We start from the raw sequence: 17,418 nt of genomic DNA, 5'->3' as shown, positions 1-17,418 counted from the left end.
ACGGAGGACCAGTCGCTAGATAGGCATCCAGCGATGGGTCCGCGCGGGCGACGACTTAATGGCGTCGCGGGGACACGCGCGGGATGGCGGTATGCGGATTCATCATCTTGCGCCTCCCAGTGGTGTGAGATGTGGGGGAAAAGGAATGGGCAGAGGCCCGAATTGAAGATTCTATAGAAGTGGTGTAGGCGAAGCAACGGGTAGGCGCGCGCCGGTGTGGGTTTTTTTCAACTGCGCGCGGCGTTCAGCCTGGGGTGAACAGCGTGGGCGGCAGGCGCGCCACGGCGTCGTAGGTCAGGCGGATGTGGGCGGCCAGCAGGTCACAGGCGCGGTCGGCATCGCGCGCCAGCGTGGCGTCCAGGATGCCCTTGTGCTCATCGTCCAGGTCGCGCGCGATGGGTTTGCGCGTGACGGTCAGGCGGCGGTAGCGCTCGGCCTGCTGGTACAGGATGCCCAGGAAATGATGCAGCCAGCGCGAGGGACAGGCGCGGATCAGTTCGCGGTGGAACTCGCGGTTGCGCTGCTCCCATTCTTCAAAGCGGGTGTCGGGGTCGGCGGCCAGGCGCTGTTCGGCCTTGCTCAGCCGGTGGAAGGCGGCCAGCACCGCGCTTTCCCAGTCGTCGTCGCCCAGCGCGATGGACTGGCGCAGGGCCTGGGTTTCAAGCAGCACGCGGTTCTCGGTGATGTCGCGGAAGTCTTCCAGCGAGATCGGCGTGACGTGGAAGCCGCGCTGTCCTTGCGCGATGACCAGCGCGTCCGACACCAGCAGCGCCAACGCTTCGCGCAGCGTGCCTGCGCCCACGCCGTAATCGTCCTTCAGGTGTTCGACGCGCAGGCGGGAACCTGGCGGATGCACGCCCTGGATGATGTCGCGGCGCAGATTGACATAGGCCGCGCCGACCAGGGTGTTGGCCGAGGCGGAATGGGCGAGCGGGGGGAGGGTGGCGCCGTCTGACATGGGAGCTACTTTATCACTGCGTTCAAAAAATCTCGATAAAAATTATTGACGCCGAGATTTATGCTGCTTATCGTAGAAAAAAAGCGTCGAGACCACGACCGGCACGGAGCCGGCGGCAGGCGCAACCTGGAGACAAGCAGTGATACGGCTACACGACATCCGGTACGTCCGGCTGGGTACCCGCGACCTGGAATCCGCGGTCCGCTACGCGACCGCGGTGCTGGGGCTGGAAGTGGCGCGCAAGGAGCACGGCGCGGTCTACTTCAAGTCCGATTCGCGCGACCACACCCTGTGCTACTTCGAAGGCGATCCGCGCGACCACACCACCGCGTTCGAAGTGGACACGTCCGAAGAACTTGAGCATGCCGGCGCGGTGCTGGAGCGCAGCGGCTATCAGGTCGCCGCAGGCAAGCGCGAGGACGCCGAGCAGCGCTACGTGCGCGATTTCCTCAGTTTCATCGACCCCTCCGGCAACCGCATCGAGCTGGTGCACGCGCCGCATCACAGCGGCCGCCGCTACTTCCCCAGCCGCGATGCGGGCGTGACCGGCTTTTCGCATATCGGCCTGCGCACGCTGGACGCGCGGCGCGACGAAGCCTTCTGGACCGGCCTGCTGTCGGCCCGGGTCAGCGACCGCATCGGCGAAGCGCCGCTGCTGCGCATCGACGAAGTGCACCACAAGATTGCGCTGTTCCCGTCCAGCTATCCGGGCGTGCAGCACATCAACCACCAGGTCGAGAGCATCGACGACATCATGCGCGCCTGGTATCAGCTGAAGGAATGGCAGGTGCCGATCCGCTTCGGCCCCGGGCGGCATCCGACCTCGGGGGCGATGTTCCTGTATTTCGACGGCCCCGACGGCATGATCTACGAATACTCCACCGGCGTGCGCCTGATCACCGCCGAAGACGAGAAGACCTACCGGCCGCGCAGCTTTCCCGCGGTGCCGTCCTCGTTCTGCATGTGGGGCGCCAAGCCCGACATCCCGGAGTTCAAGACGTGAGCGCCGCACCGATGAAAGCCGACGCCGGCCAGGAAGCCCTGGTGCGGACGGCGGCGCGCGGCCTGGCCCGCGCCGGCCTGGTCCATGCCTACGGCCATTGCAGCAGCCGCCTCGACGCCGGTCACTTCCTGGTATGCGCCGCGCGGCCCATGGGCCTGATCGAACCGGGCGAGGCGGGCACGGTGGTGCCGGTGCATGGCGAGTTGCCCGAGGGCGTGCTGGGCGAGGTCCGCATCCATCAGCACATCTACCGCATGCGCCCCGAAGTGGGCGGGGTGGTGCGTTCCATGCCACCCACGGTCATGACGCTGTCCTCGGCCCGGCTGACGCCGCAGCCGCGCCATGGCATGGGCTCGTATTTTTCTCCGTCCGTGCCGCTCTGGGACGATCCGCAACTGGTGCGCAGCGACGCCCAGGCGCGCGGCGTGGCCCAGACCCTGGGCGCGGCGCGCGCCGTGGCCATGCGCGGCAACGGCGCGGTGGTGGCGGCCGAATCGCTGATGCATGCCGTGGTGCTGACCTGGTATCTGGAGGATGCCGCGCGCATCGAATGGCAACTGCGCTCGGCCGGCCTGGCCGAAGGCGCGCCCACGCTCTCGCCGGAAGAGGCGGCTACCCGCGCCGTGGGCACGGGCCGCATCTACGAGCGCATGTGGGAATACCTGACCGCCGGCGACCCTGAAGCGGCGCTGGCAGACCTGTCACAACCGAGGACGCAATGACCGATTTCCGCAATTTCATCAACGGCGAATGGGTCGCCACGGACAAGACGTTCGACAACCGCGATCCGGTCGACAACCGCCTGATCGGACGCATCCACGAGGCCGGCGACGCCGAGGTCGACGCCGCCGTGCGGGCCGCCAAGGCGGCGCTGCGCGGCCCCTGGGGCAAACTCAAGACGCAGCAGCGCGTGGAGCTGCTGCACGCGGTGGCCGACGGCATCATCCGCCGCTTCGACGAGTTCGTCGATGCCGAGATCGCCGACACCGGCAAGCCCTACGACCTGGCCAGCCATCTGGACATTCCGCGCGGCGCGGCGAACTTCAAGATCTTCGCCGACCTGGTGCGCAACATTCCCAACGAGACCTTCGACCTGGAAACGCCGGATGGCGGCCATGCGCTGAACTACGGCGTGCGCGTGCCGCGCGGCGTGATCGGCGTGATCTGCCCCTGGAACCTGCCGCTGCTGCTGATGACCTGGAAGGTGGGGCCGGCGCTGGCCTGCGGCAACACCGTGGTGGTCAAGCCTTCCGAAGACACCCCGGCCACGGCCACGCTGCTGGGCGAAGTCATGAACGAGGTCGGCGTGCCGCCCGGCGTCTATAACGTGGTGCATGGCCGCGGCCCCGGCTCTGCGGGCGAAAAGCTCACGCGCCATCCGCTGGTCGACGGCATCACCTTCACCGGCGAAACCCGCACCGGCGAAGCCATCATGCAGGCCGCGGCGGTGGGCGTGCGCCCGGTGTCCTTCGAACTGGGCGGCAAGAACGCGGGCATCGTGTTCGCCGACGCGGACTTCGACAAGGCGGTGGCCGGCATCGCGCGCGCCGCCTTCGACAACACCGGGCAGGTCTGCCTGGGCACCGAGCGCGTCTACGTGCAGCGGCCGATCTTCGACCGCTTCGTGGCGGCGCTGGGCGAGCGCGCCCGCGGCTTCAAGCTGGGCCGTCCGAAGGATCCTGGCGTCAACCTGGGGCCGCTAATCTCGCAGCGTCACCGCGACAAGGTGCTGGGTTACTACGCCCGCGCCCGCGAAGAGGGCGCCACGGTGGTCGCGGGCGGCGGCGTGCCGGACATGCCGGATGAGCTGGCCGGCGGCGCGTGGATCCAGCCCACCGTGTGGACCGGACTGCCGGAAACCTCGGCCGTGATCCAGCAGGAAATCTTCGGCCCCTGCTGCCACATCGCGCCCTTCGACACGGAAGAAGAAGCCGTCGCGCTGGCCAACGCCACGCCCTACGGCCTGGCGGCCTCGGTCTGGACCAGCAACGTGGGCACCGCCCATCGCATGGGGCAGGCCCTGGAAGTGGGCATCTGCTGGATCAATTCCTGGTTCCTGCGCGACCTGCGCACGGCCTTCGGCGGGGCCAAGCAGTCCGGCATCGGCCGCGAGGGCGGCGTGCATTCGCTCGAGTTCTACACGGAGCTGCGCAATGTCTGCGTGAAGCTCTGACCTGTAAGCAAGCCTTAGTACCGGCAGGCGCCGCGCAGAACGGCGCCGCCGTCCATCCCCCAAGGAGACTTAGCATGCAAGCATACGCACGCGGCCTGTCCGCGCTGGCCGCGGTCGCGGCCTTGACCGTGGCCAACGCCGCAATGGCGGACATCCGCATCGGCTTTACCGGGGTGCTGTCCGGCCCTCAGGCGGCATTGGGCCAGGATCAATACGACGGCCTGATGTTGGGCATCGAGCAGCTGGGCGGCAGCCTGGGCGGCCAGAAGGCCGTGGTGATCCGCGACGACGACCAGCTCAAGCCCGACGTGGGCGCGCAGATCGTGCAGAAGTTCATCGAGAAGGACAAGGTGGACGTGATCGTCGGCCTGGGCTTCTCCAATGTGCTCATGGCCGAACTGCGGCGCATCAAGGAGTCGGGCGTGGTGGCCCTGTCCACCAATGCCGGGCCCGCGCCCATCGCCGGCCGCATGTGCCTGCCCAACCTGTTCGTACTCGGCTGGCAGAACGACAGCATGTCCGAAGCCATGGGCAAGTACGTCAAGGACCAGGGCTACAAGCGCGCCTACCTGATGTCGTCCAACTACCAGGCCGGCAAGGACAAGCTGGCGGGCTTCAAGCGCTTCTATGGCGCCGCGCCCGCCGACGAGATCTACACCCAGCTGGGGCAGCTGGATTATTCGGCCGAGATCTCGCGCATGCAGTCGGCCTCGCCCGACGCGCTGTTCGTGTTTTACACCGGCGGGGTGGGCGTGAACTTCGTGCGCCAGCTGCGCCAGGCCGGCCTGATGGAAAAACTGCCGTTCTTCTCGGAAAGCCTGATCGACTCCAACACGCTGACCGCGCTGAAGGAACAGGCGGTGGGCGCGATCTACGGCACGCCTTGGGCCACCACGCTGGACAACCCGCAGAACCGCAAGTTCGTCGAGGCCTTCAAGGCCAAGTACGGACGCTTGCCGTCGGAATATGCGGTAGGCGGCTATGACGCGGCGTTCCTGCTGGATGCCGCCATCAAGCAGCAGGACGGCAAGGTCGGCGACAGCAAGGCGCTGGCCGCGGCGGTAAAGGCCGCCGGCGCCAACTTCCCCACGGTGCGCGGCAAGTTCCGCTTCAACAGCAACAACATGCCGGTGCAGGACCTGTATGCCTATCAGGTCGTGAAGGAAGGCGACAGCGTGGGCCTGAAGCAGCTGGCCAAGGTGTTCACCGACCACCAGGACGCCTACGTGGCGGACTGCCCGCTGAAGTAACCGTCCCGGGAGACGCCCCATGAACGGATCCTTGCTGTTGTCGCAGATGCTCAATGGCCTGCAGCTCGGCGCCTTGCTGTTCCTGCTGTCCTCGGGGCTGACCCTGATCTTCGGCATCATGAACTTCATCAACCTGGCGCACGGGTCGCTGTACATGATCGGCGCTTTCCTGGCCGCCACCGCCTACAACGCCAGCGGCTCGTTCGCCTTCGCCATCCTGGCGGCGGTGACGGGCAGCGGCCTGGTGGGCGTGGCGCTGGAACGCCTGATCGCGCGGCCGCTGTACAAGCACGACCACCTGTACCAAGTGCTGGCCACCTTCGGGCTGATGATGTTCTTCAATGAACTGGCTTCCGTCATCTGGGGCAGCCGGCCGTATTACGCCGCCGTGCCGCAGGGGCTGGAAGGTGCCGTCAGCCTGTTCGGCAACGACTATCCGGTGTATCGCCTGATGATCATCGGCGTGGGTGCGCTGGTGGCGGTGGGCGCCTGGTTCCTGATCCAGCGCACGCGCTTCGGCATGCTGATCCGCGCGGGCGCCAGCAACGCGCCCATGGCCAGCGTGCTGGGCGCCAACGTGGACCTGCAGAAGACGCTGCTGTTCCTGCTGGGCGCGGTGCTGGCCGGCGTGGCGGGGGCGTTGGCGGGGCCGATCCTTTCGGTGCAGTCCGGCATGGGCGAGCCGGTGCTGATCCTGGCGCTGGTGGTGATCGTGGTCGGCGGCATCGGCTCGGTGCGCGGCACGCTGGTCGCGGCGCTGCTGATCGCGATGATAGACACGCTGGGCCGGGCCTTCCTGCCCGACCTGCTGCGCGCCGTGTTCGACGCCTCCGTCGCCAACGCGGTCGGGCCGGCCCTGGCTTCCATGCTGATCTACGTGCTGATGGCCGTGGTGCTGGCGTTCCGGCCGCAAGGCCTGGTCTTCTCGGCGCGTCGTTGACGCGCGCTTGTACTGGGGTTGGATCATCATGCAAGAACACACATACCGGCGCTGGGCGCTGCCCTTGCTGTTCCTGGTCCTGGCAGGCGTGCCTTTCGTGGCGCAATGGCTGGGCGAACCGTTCTACGTGACGCTGGGCGCGCGCATCCTGATCTATGCGTTGGCCGCGCTGGCGCTGAACCTGGTGCTGGGCTTTGCCGGATTGGTGAGCTTCGGCCACGCCATGTTCCTGGGCCTGGGCTGCTATGCCGTGGGCATCCTCAGCTATTACGGCTTCGGCAACGGCTGGCTGCAACTGGCCGTCTGCATCGCCGTATGCGCGCTGGTGGCGCTGATCGTCGGCACGGTCTGCCTGCGCACCTCGGGCATAGGCTTCATCATGATTACGCTGGCGTTTGCGCAGATGTTCTATTTCCTGGCGGTCAGCCTGCGCGAGTATGGCGGCGACGACGGCCTGAACATCTACGAAGCCAGTTCCTTCGGCCTGTTCGACCTGGGCGGCAGCCAGCCGGTGTACTGGGCGGCCTGGGCGGTGCTGCTGGTGTCCAGCCTGGCGATGCTGCGCCTGCGCCGCTCGCCCTTCGGCATGATCCTGCGCGCCACCCATGCCAACCCGCGCCGCGTGGACGCGCTGGGCTACTCGGTATTCGGCGTGCGTCTGACGGCCTACGTGGCCTCTGGCGTGCTGACCGGCGTGGCCGGGCTGCTGCTGGCCAACCTGACCGCCTTCGCCTCGCCCAGCTACATGTCCTGGCCGGTGTCGGGCGAGCTCATCGTCATGGTGGTGATAGGCGGGCTGGGCAATGTGCTGGGTCCGATCTTCGGCGCCGTTGCCTATCTGCTGATGGAAGAAGCCTTCAAGAGCATGACGCAGCATTGGATGCTGCTGATGGGGCCGGCGGTGGTGATCATCGCCATGGTGGCCAAGGGCGGCTATGCCAATTCGCTGGCCTGGCTGCGGCGTCCGCCGCCCGCCGCGCCTGCGGCTCAGCCGCCGGCCGCGGGTGAGCAACAGGACCGCCGCCCGCCGGACGCGATCGCCAAGGAGGCTTCGGCATGAGCACGCAAACCGCTGCCGCGCCCGTTGGACTGTCCACGCAGGACCTGGTGCGCCGCTTCGGCGGCCTGAAGGCGACCGACGGCGTGTCGCTGGACGTGGCCCCTGGCGAACTGCACGCGCTGATCGGCCCCAACGGCGCGGGCAAGACGACTTTGATCAACCTGCTGTCGGGCGAACTGCGGCCCGATGGCGGCGCCGTGCGCCTGGGCGCCGCCGACGTTTCCCGCGCCTCGGTGCAGGAGCGCGTGGCGCTGGGCATGCTGCGTTCCTATCAGGTGACCTCGGTGTTCGACAGCTACACGGTGCTGGACAACGCCTGCCTGGCGGCCTTGCGCAAGCGCCGCCGGCGCCTGTCGGGCTGGACCGCCTTGCGCGATTGCGCCGACGTGGTCGACGCCGCGACCGAGGCGCTGCGGGCCTGCCAGCTGGAAGACGTGGCCGAGGCGCAGGTGGACAGCCTGGCCTACGGCCAGCGCCGCCAGCTGGAGATTGCCATGGCCTTGGCGGGCGAGCCGTCGGTGCTGCTGCTGGACGAGCCCATGGCCGGGATGAGCGCGGCCGAAAGCGCCGGCGTGATCGCCTTGCTGCAAAGCCTGAAGGGCCGCTACACCATCGTGCTGGTCGAACACGACATGAACGCCGTGTTTGCGCTGGCCGACCGCATCAGCGTGCTGGTCTACGGCAAAGTCATCGCCACCGGCAGCGCGGACCAGATACGCAACCATCCCGACGTGCGCCGCGCCTATCTGGGCGACGACGCCGACGCATAAGGAGCCCCGCCATGTTGAGCATCAGCGGATTGACGGCGGCCTACGGGCATTGCCAGGCCTTGTTCGGCGTAGACCTGGACGTGGGCCAGGGCGAGGTCGTCGGCCTGATCGGCCGCAACGGCATGGGCCGCAGCACCGTCATCAAATGCCTGTTCGGCCTGCTGCCGGCCAGCCAGGGCAGCATCCGCTACGGCGAACGGTCCCTGCGCGGACTGGCGCCGTACCGCATCGGCCGGCTGGGCCTGTCGCTGGTGCCCGAAGGGCGCCAGATCTTCCCGACCCTGACGGTGGAAGAGAACCTGATCGCCACGGCGATACACCGCGGCGGCGGCCGCGGCTGGACGCTGGAACGCGTGTATGAACTGTTTCCGCGCCTGCACGAACGCCGCGCCAACCTGGGCACGCAACTATCCGGCGGCGAGCAGCAGATGCTGGCGCTGGGCCGGGCGCTGATGACCAACCCCAGCCTCTTGGTGCTGGACGAAGCCACCGAAGGGCTGGCGCCGGTGGTGCGCGCCGAAATCTGGCGCGTGCTGGCCCAATTGAAAGCCGAAGGTTTGTCGATGATCGTGGTGGACAAGAACACCACGGCCTTGCTGCGCCTGTCGGACCGCAACGTCATCCTCGACAAGGGCGTGACGGTGTGGCGCGGCAGCTCGGCGGAATTGTCCCAGCGGCCCGACCTGGTGGCCGCCTACGTAGGAGTCTGAGATGAGATTGCAGGACAAGGTGGCGCTGGTCACCGGCGCGGCCGGGGGCATTGGACTGGCGATCGCGCGGCGCTTCGCGGCCGAGGGCGCATACGTGCTGCTGGCCGACCGCAAGGAGGCCGAACTGATGGCCGCGGCCCGCGCCCTGGGCGATCGCGCCGCCGCGCTGGTGGCCGACGTGACCGACCCGGCCGACGCCCAGAAGCTGGCCGACGAGTGCCTGCGGCGCTGGGGCGGCCTGGACATCTGCGTCTGCAACGCCGGCGTGATCCGCGCGGCGGACTTCCTGGACCTGAAGCTGGAATACCTGGATGCGGTCATGAACGTCAACGTGCGCGGCACCTTCCTGGTGGCGCAGGCCGCCGCGCGCGCCATGGTGGCGGGCGGACGCGGCAACGGCGCCATCGTGACCCTGTCCTCGATGACGGCGGAACTGGCGATGCCAGACCAGTTGGCATACGGCGCCAGCAAGGGCGCGGTGCGCCAGATGACCAAGTCGATGGCGCTGTCCCTGGCGCCGCACGGCATCCGCGTCAACGCCATCGGCCCCGGCAGCATCGACACCGAGATCCTGGCCACGATCACCAGCAACCCCGAAGCCCGCCGGACCGTGCTGTCGCGCATTCCGATGCAGCGCCTGGGATCGACCGACGAAGTCGCCAAGGTGGCGGTGTTCCTGGCCAGCGATGACGCCAGCTACGTGACCGGGCAGACGGTGTACGCGGATGGCGGCAGGCTGGCGCTGAACTATACGGTGCCGGTGCAGGAGTAGGGGGCGCGTGCCGACGCCGGATGGGTTTCGACAGCGGGCGGGGCAGGGTGATAAATTTTCGGGCGTCACCTGGAAAACGAACCCTGTCCATGAAAACCGCCGCAATTACCTCCTCCCGGGATAACGCCTGGCTCCAACTGCGCATGGCGCTTTGGCCTGACGCGTCAGCTGCCGAGCATCAGGACGATATGGACGATCAGGTCTGCGCGCCGGACCGGTACGTTCAGTTCCTGGTGCGCGCCGACGACGGGCTCGCGATTGGGTTGGCCGAAGCTTCCATCAGGACGGACTACGTCAATGGAACGGACTCCAGTCCGGTGGCGTTCCTGGAAGGACTGTACGTCATGCCCGAGGCCAGGCGGCAGGGCGCGGCCAGGGCCTTGATTGCTGCCGTCCGGGCATGGGCCAGCGACAGGGGGTGCAAGGAGCTGGCCTCGGATACCGCGCTGGACAATGTCGTGAGCCAGGCCGCGCATGCGCGTCTGGGATTCAGCGAGACGGAGCGGGTCGTCTATTTCAACATGCCGATCTGAGACGCCAACGCGAGCCTCGCATTGCGAGTAAGGTATGGGCTGGAGGCCCTGATTTTCCGGCACCCAGGCCTGTGCCCTTCAGCGGGAACCCGAACACCATGAAGATACTTCGTCCGGCGCTGCGGACCGTTCTTGCCGCAGCCGCATGCACCTTGATCGCCGCTTGCGCGGACAAACCTCCCCAGCAAACCGAGCTGGACTATCGCAGCCGCTCTCCGTCCACGGGGCAGGGCACGAACAACGCGCCTGGATCCTCGGACCAACGCCTGACCATACAATCCGGCGAAGGCGAGCGCCTGAATCTGCCCTGGTTCGTCCGGGATACGCAGGAATGGATCAATAGCAACTGACACATGACCAAGCCCATGACCATGCGATGGATACTCCTGGCGCTTGCCGCGCTGGCGGTGTCGCCCGCCATCAATGCCCAAACCACTTCCAAGCCCGCCGCCTGGACCCCGCCCGGCCCGACCGCATGCAGCTTCTCCGGCTGGACGACGAACGACAAGCCGGCCATCCAGGTGCGCGCGGCGGCATCCGCTCAGGCGGCGGTGCTGGGCAGCCTGCCGACGACGCGCGGCGACGGCCCCGATCCCGAGATCGACTACTACAGCGTGACCTTCGACGTGACCGAGGCGCGCGACGGCTGGCTCAAGATCAGGAACGCCAGCGACGACAAGACCGGCGACGAACAGAGCAAGCCGCGGCCCGTGTATCGGGGCGAGGGTTGGATCGAAGCCGCGGATGCGCAGGTCGGCATCCAGTCGGCGCGAGGCTACGGCCGGCCGGATGCAGGCAGTGAACGTTTGCTGGACCTGGGCGGCGACTGGCTGACCGAGCGCGCCACGCTGCGCGGCATCGTCGCCTGCCAGGGCGAATGGCTGTTGCTGGACTACGAGCTGCGCAACAGCGACACGTTCGAGCCGCTGGCGCCCAAGGACCGCACGCGCGGGCGGGCGTGGTTTCGCGGCATCTGCTCGTCGTCGGAGACGACTTGCGATATGCGGTCGGTGGACAAGTGAGCAGGCGAGTAGGCGTTCGCGCGAGTCCCATTTATTGACATATCGGGAAATCCCGATATCATGACGGCATGGATCTGCTCGAAATATTCAAAGCCCTCTCCAACCGTACGCGCCTTGAGATCCTCAAAGGATTGAAGGACCCCGCGAAGAACTTCCCGCCGCAGGACGAAGGCGATGTTCACACGGTGGGCGTCTGCGTCAGCAGCATCCAGGAAGGCGTGGGGCTGTCGCAGTCCACGGTGTCTGACTACCTGGCGACGCTGCAACGGGCCGGCCTGGTGGAAGCCAGGCGCATTGGTCAGTGGACCTACTACAAGCGGAACGAAGCAACCATACGCGCTCTTGCCGGGCTCATCGGGAAAGAGCTGTAATTTTTTTTGCAGGTAAATATCTGAATTTCCCGATATCCCTATTTTTCGAATCAAGGAAAACCATGAAAGCGATGACACTCCAATCATTCGGCGGCCCGGAGTCGTTCGAACTCCGCGACCTGCCCAAGCCCGTGCCGCAGGCGGGACAAGTCCTGGTCCGGGTACACGCCACCTCGATCAATCCCCTGGATTACCAGGTCCGGCGCGGCGACTATGCCGATCTGGTGCCGCTGCCGGCCATCACCGGGCACGACGTCTCGGGCGTGGTTGAAGCCGTGGGGCCGGGCGTGACGGCTTTCGTTCCTGGCGACGAAGTCTGGTACACCCCGCAAATCTTCGACGGGCCGGGCAGCTATGCCGAGTACCACGTCGCAGCAGAAGGCATCGTCGGCAGGAAGCCGCCCGCGCTCAGCCATCTGGAGGCGGCAAGCCTGAGCCTGGTCGGCGGGACCGCTTGGGAAGCGCTGGTCGTGCGCGCGGGGCTGAGAGTCGGGGAGAGCGTTCTGGTGCACGGCGGCGCGGGCGGCGTCGGCCATGTGGCGATCCAGCTGGCGAAGGCCATCGGAGCTCAGGTGTACACGACCGTGCGCGCAGCCAACGCGGAATTCGCACGCGGCATGGGCGCCGACGGGGTCATCGACTACGAAAAGGAAGACTACGTCGATGCCGTCATGCGCGAGACGGGCGGGCGCGGCGTCGACGTCGTGTTCGACACCATTGGTGGCAATAGCCTGGCGCGCAGCCCCGATGCGCTGGCGCAACTGGGACGGGTCGTCTCGATCGTGGACATCGCCCAGCCGCAAAACCTGATCCAGGCCTGGGGCAAGAATGCGAGCTACCACTTCGTGTTCACGCGGCAGAACCGCGGCAAGCTCGACGAGCTGAGCGCGTTGGTTGCGCGCGGCCAACTACGGCCGCACGTGGGCGCGGTCTATGCGCTTGCCGAGATCCCGCTCGCCCATGCGCGGCTGGAGAGTCCCAATCACGGGGTGCGCGGCAAGATTGCGATTGCCGTTGCGCCCTAGGCTTGGGAGCGGCTGCTTACCAGTTGATGCGCGCCGTCAGCGTGACGTTGCGTTCATCGCCATAGAAGCAGGTGCCGGGGCAGGCGGCCACATAGGTCTTGTTGGCCAGGTTCTTCACGTTCAGGGCGAACTGCCACTTGTCCCATTGATAGCGCAGCGCGGCATCGTACGTGGTGTACGACGGCACCGCCAGGTCGTAGATCTCCTGGCGTCCCACGTAGCGCACGCCGACGCCCGCGCTCAGGCCCGGCACGGAAGCAAAGCGGTAGTCCATCCAGAGCGAGGCCATGTTGCGCGGGACCGAAGCGGGCCGCGAGCCTTCATTGCCCAGATTGCTCTTGGTGACGCGGGCATCCGTCGTTGCCAGCGCCGCCACCAGGTCCAGTTGGCGATTCAGGCTGGCGCGGGCCTCGATCTCGGCGCCCTTCGAACGCACTTCGCCGGTCTGCACCAGGAAGCCCGCGTGGGCGGGATCGCTGGTCAGCACATTGCGTTGCGTGATTTCGTAGAGCGCCACGGTGATGGACGCGTCCACGCCCTTGGGTTCGTACTTCAGGCCGATCTCGTGCTGCACGCCCGTGGTCGGCTTGAAGGGATTGGCGTTGAAGTCCAGGCCCGGGGTGGGCTGGAAGGACTTGCTGTAGCTGTAGTAGGGGGCCAGGCCGTTGTCGAACAGGTACATCAGGCCGGCGCGCGGCGTGAAGGCATGGGAGCTCTCTTCACCCGTACCCGGCCTTGTGTCGGTGCGGACCGAATCGTAGCGGCCGCCCAGCAGCACGATCCAGCGGTCCTTGAACTTGATCTGGTCCTGCGCGTAGAAGCCCAGTTGGCGCATGCTGTTTTCGGAATAGTTGGCGGGGCCAAGATTCGGCCGGGCGCCATAGACGGGCTTGTACAGATCGATCGGCGCGATGCTGCCGAACTCCTGGGAACGCGTGAATTCGCTCTTGCTCCAGTCGATTCCGAACAGCAGCGTGTGTTCGACGCTGCCGTGGCGCAGCTTGCCCAGCAGCTGGTTGTCCACGGCGAGTCCCTTGTCTGTGTCGTAACGGGTTATGGCATAGCGATTGCCCAGGGCGGGGGTCGACGGATTCACGCGCGCGCTCACGGCGGCATACTGGTTGTCGGCCTTGTGTTCGTAGGCCAGCAGGTTCTGTTTCACCTGCCAGTCGTCGTTCAACCGGTGTTCGAGCAGGTAGCCCAGGGTCGTGCCCTTGACGACATAGCGGTCGAAGCCGGGTTCGCCGACGAAGCGGGAGCGCGATATGGGGCCGTTGGGATTGGATAGCAGCGTGCCTTCCAGCGGTTTGCCTGAATCGTAGGGGCTGTCGGTCCGGCTGTAGCTGGCCAGGAGCGTGATCAAGGTGGCGTCGCTGATCTGCCACTCCAGCGCGCCGGCAAGCGACCTGCGGTCATTGTTGATGTAATCGATCATGGTGTCGCTGTCGCGCGCCAGTCCAGTGAGGCGGTAGCGCACGTTTCCGTCCTCCGTCACCGGGCCGCCCAGGTCCATGGCGATCTGCTTCTTGTTCCAGCTGCCTGTCTGCAATTCGAATTCGCGCAAGGGTTCCGCCGTGGGGCGCTTGCTGACCAGGTTGATGATGCCGCCCGGCGCGGCCTGGCCGTACAGGATCGAGGCCGGCCCCTTGAGCAGTTCGATGCGCTCGAAGTTGTAAGGCTCGATCGCGCCGCTGAGCGAATTGATGGGGAACTTGGTGCCGTTCAGATACAGCGGGGCCGCGCCCGTGATGTTGAAGCCGCGGACCGTGAAGCGGGTGCCTATGTGCCTGAGCGCTCCGCCTTCCAGCGACATGACGCTGGCGGTGTAGCCCAGCGCCTGGTCGAGCGAGTCCGCAGCCTGCGCGACGACCTGGTCGCGCGGAACCACCGATACGGACTGGGGCGTTTCGTGCAGCGGCGTGTCGGTCTTGGTGGCGGTCGCGCTGCGGTGGGCGACGAATCCCTGCACCGGGCCGGAGGCGGACTCATGGATGCCCGTGACCGTGACCGCGGGCAAGGTCTGCGCGGATTCCTGGCCCGTCTGCCCGCCGGGCAGCGGGCGCAGCACGTAGCCGCCATTCGGCTGCAGGCGGGCCGCCAGTCCGGTGCCTGCCAGCAGCCTGGCCAAGCCCTCGGACGCCTGGAAGCTGCCTTGCAGGCCGGAACTGCGCTTGTCCGCGATATCGCTGGCCGAATAGGACAGCATCAATCCGCTTTCGAGCGCATAGCGGGTCAGCGCGCTTTCCAGCGGGCCGGCGGGGATCGCGTAGGTCCTGGCGCTGGCTTGGGCCAGGACAGGGTGCGTGCCGGCGCTCAAGGCGACGCCCGTTGCCGTGAACCAGAAGGCGCGGCTTGCGGCCAGCGCCAGAGTGCTGCGGGTAAGGAGGCGCGCAGCGCGCCGAGACAGGCGGTAGTCCATGAGAGATACGGTTTCCGGTAGAAAAATGTGGCTTCTATTAGGTTTGCCACTTGAGAATCGGAAACCCCTCACGTTTGCCCAAAAAATCAGGCGGATGTCTTGCGCATCGCGGCGCTAGATCGTGCGCAGGCGCACGGTGACCCAATACCGCGTCATCCGGTCGACTACGATCGGATGAGTCCGGCGCAGCATGTCCAGCACCCGGTCGGTGTCGTCCAGCGGATAGACGCCGGAAACCTTCAGGCGGCCGGCATCGGTATCGCAGGACAGCCGGCCGGGCATGTACCGCGCAAGTTCAGCAATGAAATCGGACAGAGGCATGTCCTGCGCGACCAGCATGCCCACGGACCATGAGGCGTCACGCGGGCTGGAGGGGCGGCTGGGCCCCATCGAGTCTTGGGTGAACGAGGCCTGTTCGCCAGCATGGATAAGGCGCGGCGCGTCCACATCTAGCGCGGGACGGATTTCCACTGTGCCCTCGAACACCGCGACGTGGCTGCGGCCTGGGAACTGGCGCACGCTGTAGCGGGTGCCCAGGGCCCGCACGCGGCCCTGGGCCGTCTCCACGATGAAGGGGCGTCCGGCAGGGGAGACCGGATCGGGAGCGGTGGCGACGAGTATCTGGCCGCGCAGCAGCCGGACCAGGCGCTGCGCGCCATCGAAGCGCACGTCGATGGCGCTTCCGGTGTCCAGGTCGATGCGGCTGGCGTCGGCCAGCGTGATGCCTTGGCGTTCGCCGGTACGCGTGCGATAGTCGGACTGCCAGTCTTGCCAGCCGCGCCACAGGCTGTCGCGCGCCAGCCAGGCGCCGCCGCCGGCGAACAGGGCCAGGGCCAGCGTCTTGACGGCGCGGCGGCGCGCCCGGCCGCCTCGTTCATCATGCGCCAGCGTGCCGCGCACCAGCGGCGTGTTCAATTCCCGCAGTTGCTGGCCGAACGTCTCGATGTGCCGCCAGGCGCGCTCATGGTCGGGATGTGCCTGGCGCCAGCGTTGGCAGGCTTCGCGCGTGGCGTTGCTGGCATCGGCGGCTTGCAGTGCGACCAGCCATTCCACGGCGCGCAGGCTGACACTCGCGGGCAGCGGCGGGCCGTCCAGCAGGGGAAATGCGGTCGGGCTCGGGTCCGTGGAGGCGATGGGCATGGCGGTGTGGGTCGCGGCCGCGGGAGGGCGGCGATCAGGCGCCGAAAAAACAAAGGTGCGCCGCTTTTGCGATATGGCGCTGCACGGTAGCGAGCGAGACGTTCAGCGTTGCGGCGATGTCCGCCTGCTTCATGCCTTCAAGCTGCGAGAGCAGGAATGCCTGGCGCACCGGCGCGGCCAGCGTATCCAGGCGGCGGTCCAGTTCGATCAGCGTCTCGAGCAGGATGGCGCGCGTCTCGGGGCCCGGCGCTTCCCGCTCCGGCAGGTTGGCCAGGCTGGCCAGATAGGCCTCTTCGATCCTGCGGCGCCGCATGAAATTGGACACCACGCCCTGCGCCACCGTGGTCAGCAGCGCGCGCGGTTCGCGCACCGCGACGGTCTCGCCCCGGACCAGCAGACGCATGAACGTATCGTGTGCGAGATCGGCCGCGTCAGAAGAATTGCCCAGCCGCCGCCGCAGCCAGCCCTTCAGCCAGCCATGGTGATTCGCGTACAGCACATCGATGCCCTGGGGCGGCACTGCAAACTCGGTCGCGGACATGCGGCCCTCCGGCTCGTCGCGGGCCAGGAGGAAACCGGTGCCCGGAAATAATGAGAATCATCCGCATTCTAAGATGAGTCGCGACGCGCCGACAAGAGGCCGGAGAGCAAGGAGCCGGTGGCGGTTCTTCTCGATCCGGCCTGGCAAGGCTCCCGATTGATTGAAGCGTAGAAGAGGGCAGCGGAGGCAAACCTTCAAACCGCGCCGTGCGCGGCGATGTTCCGATACTGTCCTTTGAAATACAGCAACGGCTGCGTGGAAGCAGCTTCTTGCAGATCCAACGCTTTCACTTCGCCAATCACGATCAGGTGATCGCCTGCGGCGTGTTCGGCATAGATCTCGCAATCAAGCCAGTGCAGGCTGCCGGCGATGATGGGATTGCCGAGCGGCGATTCCTGCCACGCGACTTCGTGCCACTTGTCCGTGCCGCGCTGGGCGAATTGGTTGGAAATCCTGACTTGCTCGTCTGACAGGATATTGACTACGAACCGGCCTGCCCGGCGAATCTTGGGGTAGCTGGCCGAACTGGTCATCACATTGAACGACACCAGCGGCGGATTCATCGAAACGCTATGGAACGACTGGCAGGTGAAGCCTATCGGCTCGCCTTCGATGTGCGACGTTATTACCGTGATGCCGGACGCGTAGTGCCCGAGAGCTTCGCGAAAGCGCCTGGGCTCGATCGCAGTACTGGAAAGTGACATAGTGGGGGTTGAATACTGGGTGCAGCT

At 66.7% G+C, this 17,418-nt stretch carries 19 protein-coding genes; 14 read left to right on the top strand and 5 right to left on the bottom strand.

Annotated elements, in window-relative coordinates; genetic code table 11:
• Nucleotides 1-244: 244 nt before the first annotated feature.
• The gene (locus tag N5C88_RS05400; protein WP_280014901.1) at nt 245-958 is read right to left on the bottom strand and encodes an FCD domain-containing protein; all 714 of its coding nucleotides are present in this window, start codon (nt 956-958) and stop codon (nt 245-247) included.
• A 139-nt stretch (nt 959-1,097) separates the two neighbouring features.
• Here N5C88_RS05400 and N5C88_RS05395 point away from each other — a divergent pair, with 139 nt between their 5' ends.
• The 14 genes from N5C88_RS05395 to N5C88_RS05330 all read left to right on the top strand — a co-directional run bounded on the left by N5C88_RS05395 (nt 1,098) and on the right by N5C88_RS05330 (nt 12,587).
• A complete protein-coding gene (locus N5C88_RS05395) occupies nt 1,098-1,961 on the top strand; it encodes a VOC family protein (protein ID WP_054456504.1) in 864 nt (287 codons plus the stop codon).
• Nucleotides 1,958-2,683, top strand: a complete 726-nt coding sequence (locus tag N5C88_RS05390; RefSeq protein WP_251880661.1) for a class II aldolase/adducin family protein — start codon at nt 1,958-1,960, stop codon at nt 2,681-2,683. Before N5C88_RS05395 ends, N5C88_RS05390 begins: the two co-directional genes overlap by 4 nt.
• Nucleotides 2,680-4,134 (top strand): 2-hydroxymuconic semialdehyde dehydrogenase, encoded by a 1,455-nt coding sequence (locus tag N5C88_RS05385; protein ID WP_059374175.1) that lies wholly within the window; start codon nt 2,680-2,682, stop codon nt 4,132-4,134. The genes N5C88_RS05390 and N5C88_RS05385 overlap by 4 nt, the downstream gene beginning before the upstream one ends.
• A 74-nt stretch (nt 4,135-4,208) precedes the next feature.
• Entirely contained in the window at nt 4,209-5,384 is a 1,176-nt protein-coding gene (locus N5C88_RS05380; RefSeq protein ID WP_280014900.1) for an ABC transporter substrate-binding protein, read from the top strand.
• Between the two features lie 19 nt (nt 5,385-5,403).
• Nucleotides 5,404-6,324, top strand: a complete 921-nt coding sequence (locus tag N5C88_RS05375; RefSeq protein WP_280014899.1) for a branched-chain amino acid ABC transporter permease — start codon at nt 5,404-5,406, stop codon at nt 6,322-6,324.
• Between the two features lie 28 nt (nt 6,325-6,352).
• Nucleotides 6,353-7,384 carry a branched-chain amino acid ABC transporter permease gene (locus N5C88_RS05370; RefSeq protein ID WP_059374463.1) on the top strand — a complete coding sequence of 344 codons (1,032 nt, stop codon included), beginning with the start codon at nt 6,353-6,355 and terminating at the stop codon, nt 7,382-7,384.
• A complete protein-coding gene (locus tag N5C88_RS05365; protein ID WP_280014898.1) occupies nt 7,381-8,154 on the top strand; it encodes an ABC transporter ATP-binding protein in 774 nt (257 codons plus the stop codon). The genes N5C88_RS05370 and N5C88_RS05365 overlap by 4 nt, the downstream gene beginning before the upstream one ends.
• Before the next feature lie 11 nt (nt 8,155-8,165).
• Nucleotides 8,166-8,864 (top strand): ABC transporter ATP-binding protein, encoded by a 699-nt coding sequence (locus tag N5C88_RS05360; RefSeq protein WP_118932987.1) that lies wholly within the window; start codon nt 8,166-8,168, stop codon nt 8,862-8,864.
• 1 nt (nt 8,865) lies between these two features.
• Nucleotides 8,866-9,636: an SDR family NAD(P)-dependent oxidoreductase gene (locus N5C88_RS05355; protein WP_280014897.1), complete on the top strand. Its 771-nt coding sequence runs from the start codon at nt 8,866-8,868 to the stop codon at nt 9,634-9,636.
• An 83-nt stretch (nt 9,637-9,719) separates the two neighbouring features.
• Entirely contained in the window at nt 9,720-10,169 is a 450-nt protein-coding gene (gene aac(6'), locus N5C88_RS05350) for an aminoglycoside 6'-N-acetyltransferase (RefSeq protein ID WP_347881383.1), read from the top strand.
• A 98-nt stretch (nt 10,170-10,267) separates the two neighbouring features.
• Nucleotides 10,268-10,519, top strand: a complete 252-nt coding sequence (locus N5C88_RS05345) for a hypothetical protein (RefSeq protein ID WP_059374182.1) — start codon at nt 10,268-10,270, stop codon at nt 10,517-10,519.
• A gap of 3 nt (nt 10,520-10,522) precedes the next feature.
• The gene (locus N5C88_RS05340; protein ID WP_280014895.1) at nt 10,523-11,191 is read left to right on the top strand and encodes a hypothetical protein; all 669 of its coding nucleotides are present in this window, start codon (nt 10,523-10,525) and stop codon (nt 11,189-11,191) included.
• 68 nt (nt 11,192-11,259) lie between these two features.
• Complete coding sequence (locus N5C88_RS05335) at nt 11,260-11,562, top strand: metalloregulator ArsR/SmtB family transcription factor (protein ID WP_054456511.1); 303 nt, start codon at nt 11,260-11,262, stop codon at nt 11,560-11,562.
• 62 nt (nt 11,563-11,624) lie between these two features.
• Nucleotides 11,625-12,587, top strand: coding sequence for a zinc-dependent alcohol dehydrogenase family protein (locus N5C88_RS05330; protein WP_280014894.1), 963 nt, complete (start codon nt 11,625-11,627; stop codon nt 12,585-12,587).
• 16 nt (nt 12,588-12,603) lie between these two features.
• Here N5C88_RS05330 and N5C88_RS05325 read toward each other — a convergent pair whose 3' ends face one another.
• The 4 genes from N5C88_RS05325 to N5C88_RS05310 form a co-directional block, all read right to left on the bottom strand.
• On the bottom strand, nt 12,604-15,006 hold the full coding sequence (locus N5C88_RS05325) for a TonB-dependent siderophore receptor (RefSeq protein WP_280014893.1): 2,403 nt from the start codon (nt 15,004-15,006) through the stop codon (nt 12,604-12,606).
• A 114-nt stretch (nt 15,007-15,120) separates the two neighbouring features.
• Nucleotides 15,121-16,146, bottom strand: coding sequence for a FecR family protein (locus N5C88_RS05320; protein ID WP_280014892.1), 1,026 nt, complete (start codon nt 16,144-16,146; stop codon nt 15,121-15,123).
• A gap of 34 nt (nt 16,147-16,180) precedes the next feature.
• Complete coding sequence (locus N5C88_RS05315; RefSeq protein WP_059374186.1) at nt 16,181-16,687, bottom strand: sigma-70 family RNA polymerase sigma factor; 507 nt, start codon at nt 16,685-16,687, stop codon at nt 16,181-16,183.
• A gap of 194 nt (nt 16,688-16,881) precedes the next feature.
• Nucleotides 16,882-17,391 carry a flavin reductase family protein gene (locus tag N5C88_RS05310; RefSeq protein WP_118932993.1) on the bottom strand — a complete coding sequence of 170 codons (510 nt, stop codon included), beginning with the start codon at nt 17,389-17,391 and terminating at the stop codon, nt 16,882-16,884.
• Nucleotides 17,392-17,418 lie beyond the last annotated feature (27 nt).

This window comes from Achromobacter sp. GD03932 (assembly GCF_029839485.1).
Lineage (GTDB): Bacteria > Pseudomonadota > Gammaproteobacteria > Burkholderiales > Burkholderiaceae_B > Achromobacter > Achromobacter bronchisepticus_A.
Note: the sequence above shows the minus strand (reverse complement) of the source record. Positions and strands in the feature narration are given on the sequence as shown.